Annotated in this window: 13 protein-coding genes and 1 other RNA gene; 7 read left to right on the top strand and 7 right to left on the bottom strand. The window is 65.9% G+C overall.

All coding sequences use genetic code 11. The features are described 5' to 3' along the window. Window positions 1–72: 72 nt before the first annotated feature. On the bottom strand, window positions 73–990 hold the full coding sequence (locus tag ACZK4H_RS09210) for a LysR family transcriptional regulator (protein WP_099551182.1): 918 nt from the start codon (window positions 988–990) through the stop codon (window positions 73–75). A 97-nt stretch (window positions 991–1,087) separates the two neighbouring features. On the opposite strand from ACZK4H_RS09210, the gene ACZK4H_RS09205 reads away from it, so the two are divergent. Continuing rightward, on the top strand, window positions 1,088–2,332 hold the full coding sequence (locus ACZK4H_RS09205; RefSeq protein ID WP_099551183.1) for an SGNH/GDSL hydrolase family protein: 1,245 nt from the start codon (window positions 1,088–1,090) through the stop codon (window positions 2,330–2,332). Window positions 2,333–2,390: 58 nt separating this feature from the next. Here the strand turns inward: ACZK4H_RS09205 and fur are convergent, their stop codons facing one another. After that, on the bottom strand, window positions 2,391–2,798 hold the full coding sequence (gene fur / locus ACZK4H_RS09200) for a ferric iron uptake transcriptional regulator (RefSeq protein ID WP_005409235.1): 408 nt from the start codon (window positions 2,796–2,798) through the stop codon (window positions 2,391–2,393). 103 nt (window positions 2,799–2,901) lie between these two features. On the opposite strand from fur, the gene ACZK4H_RS09195 reads away from it, so the two are divergent. Further along, window positions 2,902–3,294 (top strand): outer membrane protein assembly factor BamE, encoded by a 393-nt coding sequence (locus ACZK4H_RS09195; RefSeq protein ID WP_005409234.1) that lies wholly within the window; start codon window positions 2,902–2,904, stop codon window positions 3,292–3,294. A 36-nt stretch (window positions 3,295–3,330) separates the two neighbouring features. On the opposite strand, the gene ACZK4H_RS09190 is transcribed toward ACZK4H_RS09195, so the two are convergent. After that, window positions 3,331–3,588: an RnfH family protein gene (locus ACZK4H_RS09190; RefSeq protein ID WP_099551184.1), complete on the bottom strand. Its 258-nt coding sequence runs from the start codon at window positions 3,586–3,588 to the stop codon at window positions 3,331–3,333. A 3-nt stretch (window positions 3,589–3,591) separates the two neighbouring features. Then, window positions 3,592–4,017: a type II toxin-antitoxin system RatA family toxin gene (locus tag ACZK4H_RS09185; protein WP_005409232.1), complete on the bottom strand. Its 426-nt coding sequence runs from the start codon at window positions 4,015–4,017 to the stop codon at window positions 3,592–3,594. Between the two features lie 57 nt (window positions 4,018–4,074). On the opposite strand from ACZK4H_RS09185, the gene smpB reads away from it, so the two are divergent. Next, window positions 4,075–4,578, top strand: coding sequence for an SsrA-binding protein SmpB (gene smpB / locus ACZK4H_RS09180; RefSeq protein WP_005409231.1), 504 nt, complete (start codon window positions 4,075–4,077; stop codon window positions 4,576–4,578). 181 nt (window positions 4,579–4,759) lie between these two features. Here smpB and ACZK4H_RS09175 read toward each other — a convergent pair whose 3' ends face one another. Beyond that, window positions 4,760–5,332, bottom strand: coding sequence for a hypothetical protein (locus tag ACZK4H_RS09175; RefSeq protein WP_099551185.1), 573 nt, complete (start codon window positions 5,330–5,332; stop codon window positions 4,760–4,762). 168 nt (window positions 5,333–5,500) lie between these two features. Beyond that, window positions 5,501–6,631 carry a hypothetical protein gene (locus tag ACZK4H_RS09170; RefSeq protein ID WP_239503812.1) on the bottom strand — a complete coding sequence of 377 codons (1,131 nt, stop codon included), beginning with the start codon at window positions 6,629–6,631 and terminating at the stop codon, window positions 5,501–5,503. A 207-nt stretch (window positions 6,632–6,838) separates the two neighbouring features. On the opposite strand from ACZK4H_RS09170, the gene ssrA reads away from it, so the two are divergent. From ssrA to ACZK4H_RS09155, 3 genes are all read left to right on the top strand, one after another. Beyond that, window positions 6,839–7,192, top strand: a transfer-messenger RNA (tmRNA) gene (ssrA, locus tag ACZK4H_RS09165). Next, window positions 7,153–8,742 (top strand): hypothetical protein, encoded by a 1,590-nt coding sequence (locus tag ACZK4H_RS09160; RefSeq protein WP_164145967.1) that lies wholly within the window; start codon window positions 7,153–7,155, stop codon window positions 8,740–8,742. Before ssrA ends, ACZK4H_RS09160 begins: the two co-directional genes overlap by 40 nt. A gap of 81 nt (window positions 8,743–8,823) precedes the next feature. After that, window positions 8,824–9,306, top strand: coding sequence for a hypothetical protein (locus ACZK4H_RS09155; RefSeq protein WP_099551187.1), 483 nt, complete (start codon window positions 8,824–8,826; stop codon window positions 9,304–9,306). A 14-nt stretch (window positions 9,307–9,320) separates the two neighbouring features. Here the strand turns inward: ACZK4H_RS09155 and ACZK4H_RS09150 are convergent, their stop codons facing one another. Next, window positions 9,321–9,782: a methyltransferase family protein gene (locus ACZK4H_RS09150; protein WP_099551188.1), complete on the bottom strand. Its 462-nt coding sequence runs from the start codon at window positions 9,780–9,782 to the stop codon at window positions 9,321–9,323. A 153-nt stretch (window positions 9,783–9,935) separates the two neighbouring features. Between ACZK4H_RS09150 and ACZK4H_RS09145 the strand changes: the two genes are divergently transcribed. Beyond that, entirely contained in the window at window positions 9,936–11,957 is a 2,022-nt protein-coding gene (locus tag ACZK4H_RS09145; RefSeq protein ID WP_099551189.1) for an esterase/lipase family protein, read from the top strand. Window positions 11,958–12,001: the final 44 nt, after the last annotated feature.

The raw sequence follows: 12,001 nt of genomic DNA, 5'->3' as shown, positions 1-12,001 counted from the left end.
TAGTGCCGGCCGCTGGCCGGCACCCCGATGCGGGTGGGCGAAGATCGTGAGGTTGCCGGCCAGCGGCCGGCACTACCCCCGTGGCTGCGTCAGGTCGACGTTCTCCACCAGGAAATCAAGAAACGCGCGCACCCGCAGCGGCAGGTAGCCGCCCTGCCCCAGGAACACCGCGTGCACCTCTTCCAGGTCACCGGGATTGGCTTCCTCCAGCACCGGCAGCAGTCGTCCGGCAGCGATGTCGGCCTGCACCTGGAACGCGGCCAGCCGTGCCATGCCCAGACCACCCAGCACCAGCTGGCGCAGCGCATCGCCGTTGCTGGCACGGGCATTGCCACTGGGCAGCAGCATCCGCTCGCGTCCGTCCTGCAGCAGCGGCCAGCCCTGCATCGCACGTGCATGGCCGATGTCCAGCCGATTGTGTGACTGCAGCTCCTCAGCGTTGCGCGGCAGTCCATGCCGCTGCGCGTAGGCCGGTGCGGTCACGATCATCATCCGCGTCGCGCCCAGCCGCCGTGCCACCAGGCTGGAGCTCTTCAGCGGACCGGCCCGCACCGCCACGTCGGTGCGCTGCTCCAGCAGGTCGATCACCTCGTCGTTGAGGGTCAGGTCCACGCCTACCTGCGGGTTGCGCTGCAGGAACGCCGGCAGCAGGGGCAACAGGAAATGCTGGCCGAACGGCACATTGGAATTGATCCGCAGGCGTCCACGCGGCTCGGCGTGAGCACTGGCACAGCGCTCGGCCTCGTCCAGGTCGGCCAGCACGCGCAGGCCGCGCTCGTAGAACGCGCAGCCCTCCGGAGTCAGCTGCAGCTGGCGGGTGGAGCGTTGCAGCAGGCGCGTACCCAATCGTTGTTCCAGCCTCGCCACCAGCTTGCTGACCGCCGACGGGGTCATCTCCAACGTTCGGGCGGCCGCGGAAAAGCCGCCGGTCTCGATCACCCGCACGAACACTTCCAGTTCGCCGGATCGGTTGATGTCGGAGCGCGCCATGGCAATGAATCCAGTTCACAGATGATTGTCCATGCGCAGTCTAGTTCACAGATGAGTGCGGAATCACCATGGCTTCCCCTCCAGCCGGGATTGCCCAATGAACCGCTTCAGCCAGCTCGCCGCCACCGCATTGATCGGCCTGTCCAGCGCCGCCAGCGCCGCCCCTGCCCCGCACTGGGTTGCCAGCTGGCAGGCCAGCCCGCAACCGGTCTGGGGAGCGGACTTCCTGTTCCCGTCATTGATACCGGCGTCGCTGCACGACCAGACCTTCCGCCAGACCGCACGCATCAGCCTGGGCGGCCCGCGCCTGCGGGTGCGGTTGAGCAATGCCCATGGCACCCGCCCGCTGCGGATCGGCGGCGCCAGCGTGGCGCCGCAGGCAGGTGCGACGCCGCAGCCGCTCCGCTTCGATGGCCGGCCCGAGGTGCTGATCGGCCCCGGCCAGGAACGGCTGAGCGACCCGCTGTCGCTGGCTGTACAGGATGGCCAGGCGCTGCAGGTCAGCGTCTTTGTGCCAGCGCCGACGCCGCTGCAGACCTTTCATTGGGAGGGCCGCCAGACCAGTTGGATCGCCCCCGGCGACCAGAGCCTGGCACGCGGGCTGGACCGGGCCAGCGCCACCACGGCCCGCCTGTTCCTGACCGGTATCGAGGTCGAGGCACCGGCCAGCGCGCGCAGCGTGGTGGTGATCGGCGATTCGATCACCGACGGCGCCACCGCCAGCCTCGACCGGGACCAGCGCTGGACCGACCATCTGGCCGCGCGTCTGGCACCGCGTGGCGTGGCGGTGGTCAATGCCGGTATCTCCGGTGGCCGCCTCTTGCGCGACGGCATGGGGGAGTCCGCGCTGGTCCGTTTCCACCGCGATGCACTGGATCAGCCTGGCGTGTCCAGCGTGATCGTGCTGGTTGGCATCAATGACATCAGCTGGCCCGGCACCGCCTTCGCCCTCAAGCAGGCGCGGCCCACGCTTGCCGAACTGCAGGCGGGGTATCGCGCCCTGGCCGAACAGGCCCACCACCGTGGCGTTCGGATCGTGGGCGTCACGCTGACACCGTTCGCCGACGCCCTGCCCGGCACGCCGCTGGACGACTACTACCAGCCGGACAAGGATGCCCTGCGCCGCCAGCTCAATGCCTGGCTGCGCACGGACAGTCCGTTTGACGCGGTGATCGACCTGGATGCCGCGCTGCGCGACCCGGCCGATCCGTCACGGATGACCGCTGCTTACGACTCCGGCGATCACCTGCACCCGGGCGATGCGGGCAACCGGGCGATGGCCGAAGCGGTGGATCTGGAGGTTCTGATGGGTCCATCCACGCATGGCGTGGATCTACCGTAAGCAACGAAAAACCCCGGGCAGGCCCGGGGTTTCGTCGCTTATGGCTGGGCGGATCGGCTTATTTGCGCTTCTTGCGCACGTACAGCACCAGCGAGTGCTCTTCCAGCTCGTAGCCGTGGTCGGCTGCAATCTTGCGCTGCAGCTCCTCGATCTCGTGGCTTTCAAACTCGATGATCTTGCCGCTGTCCACGTCGACCATATGGTCGTGGTGGCCGCCACGGTCCAGCTCGTAGACGGCCTGGCCGCCTTCGAAATTGTGCTTGAGCACGAGGCCGGCGGCCTCGAACTGGGTCAGCACCCGGTACACCGTAGCCAGGCCGATCTCATCGCCATGCTCCAGCAGCTGGCGGTAGATGTCTTCGGCGGTCATGTGGTGCTGGGCATTGCGCTGTTCGAGCAGCGCCAGGATCCGCATCCGTGGATGGGTCACCTTCAGGCCGACTTTTCGCAGGTCGTGGGTTTCCATAGGTCTCCGTTCATTGGCGATTTAGCGCCAGCTGCCTCGGATTGGGTCGCGGTGGCACGCCGGGAGTGTATCATCGGTTTGATTTCCCCAACCGCCAGTCCCGATGCGCAATCTCCTGTTGGTCGCCGCCGTCGCCCTGTCCACCACCGGGTGCGGCATCATCTACAAGCAACCCATCTATCAGGGCAACCTGATCCGGGAAGATGCCGTGGCCAAGCTGCAGGTCGGGCAGAGCAAGCAGCAGGTCACCGCGCTGCTGGGCACCCCGTCCATTCCCGATCCGTTCCACGCCCAGCGCTGGGACTACACCTCCAGCCAGCGCGTGAACCGCCTGGGCCGCACCGAAGTGAAGAACTTCGTGGTGTTCTTCGAGAATGACACCGTGACCCGTTGGGAAGGCGATTACTTCCCGGGCAACGACAAGGCCCTGGCCCAGCAGACCGTGCGCCAGTTCGGCCGCAACCTGCCGAAGGACAAGAAGAAGAAGGGCCGCTGAGGCCCCCTGTCCGTCCCCACGGACGGGGTGCGGGCATCAACCGCCGAGCGCGCGTCGCCGGCGGTTGTCCTTTGGGTCGACCAGCAACGCGCGTAGCAGCTCGATGCGGTCACCCTCCAGCACCACCTGCTGCGGGCGCGCCAGTACGCCATGCACGGCCGCGGCCGGGCATCGGTCACTGCCCTCCAGCGCGGCGGCGGCAATGGCATCGGCCACGGTCGCGCCCTCGTCCAGCTGCAGCCGGCGCGACAGCACGTGCTGCGGCCAGGCCAGCACCACCTCGACCTCGATCATCGCTCAGGCCTCGTCGGCGACGCGGACGAAATCATTGACCATCCGATCGGCCAGACCCTGGAAGCCGATCGCCAGGGCCGGCCCCAGCAGGCGCGAGCTGGGCTCGAATTCCAGGGTCAGGGTGACCTTGCAGGCGTCCTCGGCCAGTGCATGGAATTCCCAGCGGCCGTGCAACTGCTTGAACGGGCCATCGCGCAGCTGCATGTCGATGCTGTGCGGGCGCTGCAGGGTGTTTTCGGTCTGGAACCAGGTGCTGAACGAACCCAGGCCCAGGTCCAGGCGCGCCACCAGGCGGTCCTCGCCCTGCTCCAGGATCTGGGCAGCCGAGCACCAGCGGAAGCGGCGCGGATAGGCCTGGACATCGTTGACCAGGTCGAACATGCGCGCGGACGAATGCTCGACCAGGGCGCTGCGGCGGATAGTAGGCATGAATACAGGACGTTTCGGCAATCGACCGGGCGGGCCCGAATCGGAGACAATACGGAAATGAGCAAGAACAGCGGCAAGGATAAAGCAAAGAGCGCGACGGCCAACAAGACCATCGCGTTGAACAAGCGTGCCCGCCACGAGTACCACATCGAAGAGCGCTTCGAGGCCGGCCTGGCCCTGCAGGGCTGGGAGGTGAAGTCGATCCGCGCTGGTCGCGGCAACATCATCGATGCCTACGCCTACGTGAAGCACGGCGAGATCTTCCTGATCGGCGCCCAGATCACCCCGTTGATCCAGGCCTCCACCCACGTAGTCGCCAACGACCGGCGCGAGCGCAAGCTGCTGCTGCACCGGAGCGAGATCGACAAGCTGGTCGGCAAGGTCGAGCGCGATGGCTACACGATCGTGCCGACCGCGATGTACTGGAGCAAGAACAAGATCAAGCTCGAAGTCGCGCTGGCCAAGGGCAAGCAGACCCACGACAAGCGCGATGCCGCCAAGGATCGCGACTGGGCGATCGAGAAGCAGCGCGTGATGCGTCGCGGCAACCGCGACGCGTAAGGCTGCAGTACCGGGCCATGCCTGGCGGCCTTGGTTTTCTGTAGAGCCGAGCCATGCTCGGCTGCCCTGGCCTTCTGTAGAGCCGAGCCATGCTCGGCTGCCCTGGTTTTCTGTAGAGCCGAGCCATGCTCGGCTTCGGCGAAGAAGCAGTCGAGCATGGCTCGACTCTACAAAAGGCGGATCACCCTGCCAGCACGCCCTGCCCGCGCATGCGCGGCGCCAGCGCCGCGTGCATCACCGCCAGGTGCATCACCACCGCCAGTTCCGGCGCATGGCGATCATCCCCCCTCCGCCACTGCTGGGCGAGCTGCGCGGCATCATCCGGCAGCAAGGACAGCAGCTGGGCATCATCCAGCGCATCGGCCGCGCCCTGCAGCTGGCGCGCCGTCTGCCGCGACTGCCACACGTGCACGCCAATACTGAGACTGGCCAGCGACATCAGGACCACAGCCAGCCCGTGCTCGAACCACTGCGACAGCACTTCCGGCCCCCACAGCAGAGCCGCCAGTACGGCCAGGCCCGGCAGGCGCCAGCCGAGCCAATGGATGCGACCGCGCTGCGACCAGTGCACCACCACCGCGCTGGCGATCAGCGCGGCCGCAGCCGTGGCCGGCAGCTCGGTCAGCCAGGTGGCCGCCAGCAGCACCGCCAGCACCGCCCAGACCCAGCCCGGCGGCAACGCGCGCCGCTGGTAGTCGGCACCGACCGGCCCGATCAGCTGTCGCAGGCTGCGTTGTTGGCTTGCATCGGTCACCCACCGTCTCCGTGTCTGTATTGGCTTGGATGGTCGTCGCCAGTGTGTCGCAAATTCGTGCCAATGAAGTTACCAATCCGCTATGACGGCGGCTCTACAACTTCTTGCGGATTGCCAGAATGCGCGGGCAGGCGCCAACCCTGCGGACCGGATACCCCGGCGTGCCGATCAACGCCGCTCGTCTTCTGGAGCGCTGCAGGCAGACGCCGCAGCTCGCAGCAAGGGGCCCACCTCCAGGCGTGGCGCGGGGCCGCGGGCCGGGAAGGCCATTGCAAGCGCCTTCGCCGTACGGTCGGCCTGCGGCTGCACGTACCAGGCGCTCTCCGCCGACAGCGCCTCGCCCCGCACCTGCTGCTCGAAGCGGTACTGGCCCCAGTAGATCGCCAGCGGCTCTTCCAGTGCATTGAGGGGGTTGGGCAGTGCCAGGGCCTCCGGGCACAACGCGGCGAAGGACTCGGCCAGGAGCCGCCGCTGCGGCGCTGGCTGTCCCGCCGAAAGAAAATGACTGAACTCATGCATCACGATCGGCGCCCAATCCTCGTCGGTCCCGAACGTCGAGAACAGCAGGATGTAGCCCCCGCGCAGCTTGGCCTGGGTTCGTTCCGCCTCGGGCCACCATACGAAGCGGACCTGGAAAACGGGCGAATCGTCCACGTTGAAGAACGCCTTCATCTGCTGGGCCAGCGCCAGCACTGCAGGCGCGGCCAGTTGCCGGGCAAGCAATGCCTGCTGCGCAACAAACGGCGCCTGGGCCGCCAGCAGCTGTTCGGCACGTGGCGCGAAGTGCGCGTAGTAGCGGCGCAGCAGCAGCTGATCCTCCCTGTCCTGCCCCGCGATGGCGGCGTCAACAGCTGCGGTGAAGGACGGCACGGCCAGGAAATACCTCGCGTAAGGATCGCCGGTGCGGGTGTCAGCACCCGCGAACAGGCGATCAGCCGGCGCCGATGGTTCCCTACCGCTCCGCGCAAGCGGTGACGTGCGCTGTCGGAAAGCCGCGTAGTCGGCCAACAGCGCCCGGTCCTGATCGCTCAGGCCAAAGCGGCGTTGCCACGCTTCCCGATACACCGGCGAGGTGTATCCAGGCAGCCAGTCCGGCAGGTTGTCCAGCAGATTGAACAGATCCAGCGCCCGGCTGTAGCGGGCCTCCACCGAATAGGGAGGCTCCGCGGCCTGCAGCGTGCAGAACGGCATCGCCACCAGGACGGCGAGTGCTGCGGCAGCACCACGGAATCGCAGAATGCGGGAGCTGGAGGGCATGGCCGGGGCCGTCCGCGGAAGGGCGTTGACCGATTCGAGCACGCCGCTGCGGTGACCACAACGTGCCAAGCGGCATGGGCGGAGCCGGCGACGGGCGGATGGCCCCTCCGCCGGCTCCATCGTGTATATCCAGGTTCCGACTCCCGTGCGTGACTGTTCAGCCGTATTGCCGTAACATTCGCGGCGTTGGGCAGGCCCTGCCCGTGGCGACACGGAATCGGCCCTGTACCTTGCAGCACTGTAGAAACCGGGGGTGCATTGGTTTCGACGGGGGTTGTGAAGTCGCCTGGCGCATGCCGAGGGGGTAGCTTTCCTCGTAAATCCAGCTGCAAAACTCTAGTTGCCAACGACGACAACTACGCTCTGGCCGCTTAAGGCCTAAGCCTCGAAACCGCTTGTGTCCATGCTCGCGGTGTAGAGTCACTATCATGGAATCGCGCTGGGTGGCTGCCTGTCAGTCCGGCACTAGAACACAACAGGCTGGTTCCCGGATGCGCTTTGCACGCCGTGCTGTTCGGGGACGAGATTCAACGGCGAGCTAAGCATGTAGTGCTGGGGATGGAGTGCCTTCGGACGGCGGTTCAATTCCGCCCACCTCCACCATCTGTATGGCCTGTCGAGGCCGCAAGAAGCCGGATCTCCCGCAACGGAGTTCCGGCTTTTTTGTTTTCCGAAGTTGGTGCCCCATCTGCTGTTCCGACATCCCCAATGCCACCCGCATCGGGAGCCAGTCACAGAAGCTGGGATCCGGATCCAGTAGAGTCCCTGCGTCACACGACGTGACCCGACACCTGAAAGGACATCAGATGAAACGCATCACACTGTTTGTGGGCTTGGCCGTGGCGTTGGCACTGGGGCAGGCTTCCGCTGCCACGCCAGGGTCCCGTTATCTGCAGCTGGCCGCTGACCAGCGCGTACAACCCGGCACGGCAACCCTGCTTTCAAGCACCATCGATCTGAGCGCCCCCGGCTGGGTGTACGTGCAGTCGGATGGACGGTACTTCCCTGGCGGCAGCTCTGCCGCCAATGCCTACATCACCATCAACGGTGAGGTGGTCTCAAACGACAGCTACATCGACTGGCGGCAGTCGACGTCGGCCCAGCAGCATTCCTTCAATGTCATCGGTGCCAAATACCTGCCTGCCGGACGCCATACGGTCAACCTGGCCGGTCAGGCCATCGGTTCGGCCGTCAATTTCGGCTCTGCCAGCAACCTCTCCGTGCTCATCACCTCCGCAGGCTCGGTAACCAACAGCAGCCTTGCGAGTGACACCACGCAGCTGGACTTCAATACCGTCGGCAGCCCTGAAGGAATGGCGTTGCAGGCCAAGGACCGCAAGCTGCTGATGACCGCCCAGGCCGGCAATCCCGGTGGCCCCATCGTGGCCATGGCTTCCGGCCGCGCGTTCGCGTGGGGCAGCTACGGCGACGGCATGCTGGGGATTTTCCTGAACGAGCAGGAACCCGGCATCGAATCGATGACCTGGTCGATCAATGACATCTTCAGTGGCGCCGAAACGCAGGCTCCCTTCTATTCGCAGGGCCTGTTCGTCAATCCGCCGGCTTACAGCACTGTCAGCTTCGTCGCGTCCGAATCGCCTTACTACCAGCCGCAGGACGCCAACACCAACAACGTAAAGTACAAGTTCGGCGCCAACTCCCGACTGGTGACGCTGGCCAACGGCTTTGGCGTGGCCGGAAAGGGCTTGAATCCAGGATTCAACTACGCCGCCGCGGGCCCTTACCGCCGCTTCGCCTATGTCTGCGTCGGGACCAATGGCTTCGCGCCCGGCTGCCCGTCGGTGGGCTCGCAGGTGGTCATTGGTGAGGGCCAGGTCTGCATCCCGCAGGGGCACAACGGGGTGGTGCTGTTCTCGACGAAGTCCCGTGTGCAGGGTGACCCGAACGACGGCGGCGGCAGCGTGTTCCTGTTCCTGAAGATCGATGGCCAGCAGGTGGGCAGCCTCGGCACCCAGCAGTTGGGTTCCAGACCGGACTCGGTCAGCACCCGTACCATCTCCGCCAGCTACCTGAGCGCGGGATCGTCCGCGCTGGGAACGGGCTGCCACACCGTGCAGGCCGTGGCCCAGGTACTGGGAGATTTCCGCCACATGTCGCTCAATGCCGACATGCCGCTGGTCTGGTTCGACTGACCCGTCACGCCGAATATGGCCGGTGGCCGGGGTCTGTTCGCCCCGCCACCGGCTATCCCGCAGCACATTGAAGGATCTGCCATGAAAGCCCCCCTCGCCCTCACCCTGCTCTTCGCCGCATTCACCACAGTTCCGGCCACGCACGCCGCCGCACCAGCCATTGCGCCTGCTGGCACCGCTACGCTGGAAGCCCTGCTGGCCTGCAGGGCCGGCTCGAACTTCAGCGAGGCCGACGCCATTGATGCACTGCAGGCCGCCGGCCTGGCCAGGAAACCGGGTGGCACCTTCGAGCCGGAGGACAAGCCGGTCGCCCTGTTCGGCGGTACCGTCACCAGTGCCGATGTGAACGTGGCCGAGGGCGAGAAGAGCCTCTTCGTCTATTTGAACGGCGTTGACTCCAAGCATCTGGCCAAGGCGTGGTCAGTGACCACGGTCAACGAACACGCCAACACGGAGGAACCTTCATACGTGAAGGCCATCGACAAGCGACACACCCTGCACGTGATCGCAGGCGACGACTACGAAGGCTATTCCGCGGCCGTGAAGTGCCAGATCACCCGGTAGCGGGTTGATCCCCGCTACAGCCAACGCCGCACACGTTGGCGGAACAACGGATACACCTCGGGGAAGCGGGCCAGCAACGCCCGCTCTTCCGGCATGATCTGCAGCCAGGTGATGTACAGCACGAACAACGGTACAGCCAGCAACGCGATCGTGTTCTGCAGGTACAACATCGCGCCCGTCAGGATCGTTGCCTGGCCGAGATACATCGGATTGCGCGTGTAGCGGTACACGCCGCGCGTGACCAGCGCGCTCGATGCCGAAGGGCGCAGCGGATTGACCGTGGTGCGCGCCCTCTGGAACGCGAGCTTCGGCAGCAGGTTCAGCGCCAAACCGATCACCATCACCCCGCCTGCCATCAGCGCCGGCATCGGCAGGGGCAACACCGCACCCGGCCACAGTCGGCTCCCCAGCCAGCCGATCCCCGCGCACAACAGCATCACCAGCGGCGGCGGGATCCGGGTTTCAAGCCACGTCATCGCAGTTCCTGCATTGCTCCATTCACTCCAGTGTCACACGGAACTGCCTGAATCGCTTGCATGGCAGCGGCTCAGGGGCCCAAACCGACCGCCCGGTATCTTCCGCTTTGACAGGCCGACCGCTAGAGTGGCGCGACCGCGCAGGAGGATCGTATGGCTACCACGGGCTTGGGCTTCATCGGCCGCACGACCCTCATCATCACCGTGCTGCTCACCCTGGGCGGCTGCGCGACATTGCGCCAGTTCGGCCCCTCGGTGCAGGTGGCCTCGGTCACGCCCGGCCAGTACATCGCCCTGAAACGCGGCGACATCCTGACCACCGGCAAGCTCAGTTCGGCAACGATGGAAACGCTGCGCGTGGCCGGCCTGGATGAAGGCGTCTGCGCCAAGCCCGGCCTGCCCTGCATCGAGGCCATGGAAGGCAGCATCGTGGTGCGCGAGGAGGACAAGCGCTCAAGCCTGGCCGAGCTGTGGCTGCAGTATGCGATGACCCTGCCCGCGCCCAAGCGCGAGTACTCCACGTCAGGCCGCGCCAAGAGCGCGATCACCGAACTGGACGCCGACTTCCAGCCGCGCCTGGACGCGTGGATGCAGGTCGCGCGCCAAGCCTACGCCTATCTGTTCTTCACCGAGCGTACCGCCAACCAGCGCGGCTTCGAAGACCGCCAGACCCAGGTGCGCGACTACTACAACCTGGCCGTGCAGGAAGCCTCGGTACAGTTGTACAACGCCTATGCCACCGGGCGCGTGCATAGTGAAGCCAGCCATTTCCAGCTGGGCCGCTGGACCTTCGTACTGGCACCTTCAGGTGAGGCATCGCCGCTGGATACGCGTACGCCCACCGAGCTGGTACCGGCGGCCTCGCTGTCGTTCACCGGCACGCTGCGCAGCGTGCATCGCCGCGATGGCTTCGGTGCCGAACTTGTGGCGGTGATGGACGATCCTGCAGCCGCCACGACCACCACGCCGCCGGCAGCGACGCCTGCTACGCAGGCCAGCACTTCGGCCACGCAGAGCTGGAGCGAGATGCCGTCGCCGTCGATGACGGTGCTGCTGCGCTTCTCCGGAAAGAACCTGTGGGAAGTACTGCACGACGACGAGCCGGAACTGGAGATCCACGATCCCTACCAGGTCACGGAAGTCACCCTGCATGGACAGCAGGTGCCATTGGCCGCGAACTTCACCGCAGGCTACGCATTGTGGCTGGCGCGCTCCAATTTCAGCCACCAATCGCTGCGTTCGCTGTTCGGTGGCAAGGGCGGCATCGACACGCCGCATCTGTACATGATGCAGCCCTACGACCCGAACCGCCGCGTGCTGCTGATGATCCATGGCCTGGCCAGCAGTCCGGAAGCCTGGGTCAACGTCGCCAACGAGCTGATGCGCGACGACGAGATCCGCCAGGACTTCCAGGTCTGGCAGTTCTACTACCCGACCAACATGCCCATCGCGATGAGCCACGATTCAATGCGTCATACGCTGGACGAGGTGTTCAAGCATTTCGATCCCAGCGGCAAGGCGCAGGCGTCGCATGACATGGTGCTGGTCGGGCACAGCATGGGTGGCGTGATCGCGCGGCTGATGATCTCCTCTTCCGGCGATCATCTGGTGGACACGCTGCTGGCAACCGCTCAGATGACACCTGCACAGCAGGAACTTCTGCGCACCAAGGGCGCACCGGTGCTGACCTTCCTGCCGGAACCGGAAGTGTCGCGGGTGGTATTCATCGCCACGCCACACCGCGGCACCGATGTGGCCGGCACCCGCCTGGGCCGCTGGATAGGGCGCCTGGTGCGGTTGCCGCTGACCGTGCTGGAAGACGTCGCCACCATCGCCAACGACGGCCAGATCGATCGCAACGACGGCAAGCACGGCTACCAGATGAACAGCATCCAGAATCTGGACAAGGACGATCCCTTCGTCCGCGCCGTGGCCGACCTGCCGATGTCGCCGAAGGTGCACTACCACTCGATCATCGCGCGCGCCAAGGCCGATGGTCCGCTGGAAAAGACCGACGACGGGCTGGTGCCCTACTGGAGCTCTCACCTGCCGCACGCGGACTCGGAGAAGGTGATCGTGTCCGGGCACAGCGTGCAGGAAGCCACGCCGGCCATCGTCGAACTACGGCGGATCCTGCATGAGGACATGCAGGAGCACGAGCGCCAGAACAAGTAACCCACCTCATCACGGCCGCTGGCCGTCCCGCGCGGCCGCATCAC

The organism is Stenotrophomonas sp. 78350_Sma, from assembly GCF_056482105.1.
The sequence above is the reverse complement of the archived record's forward strand: the minus strand, read 5'-3'. Positions and strand labels throughout refer to the sequence as shown.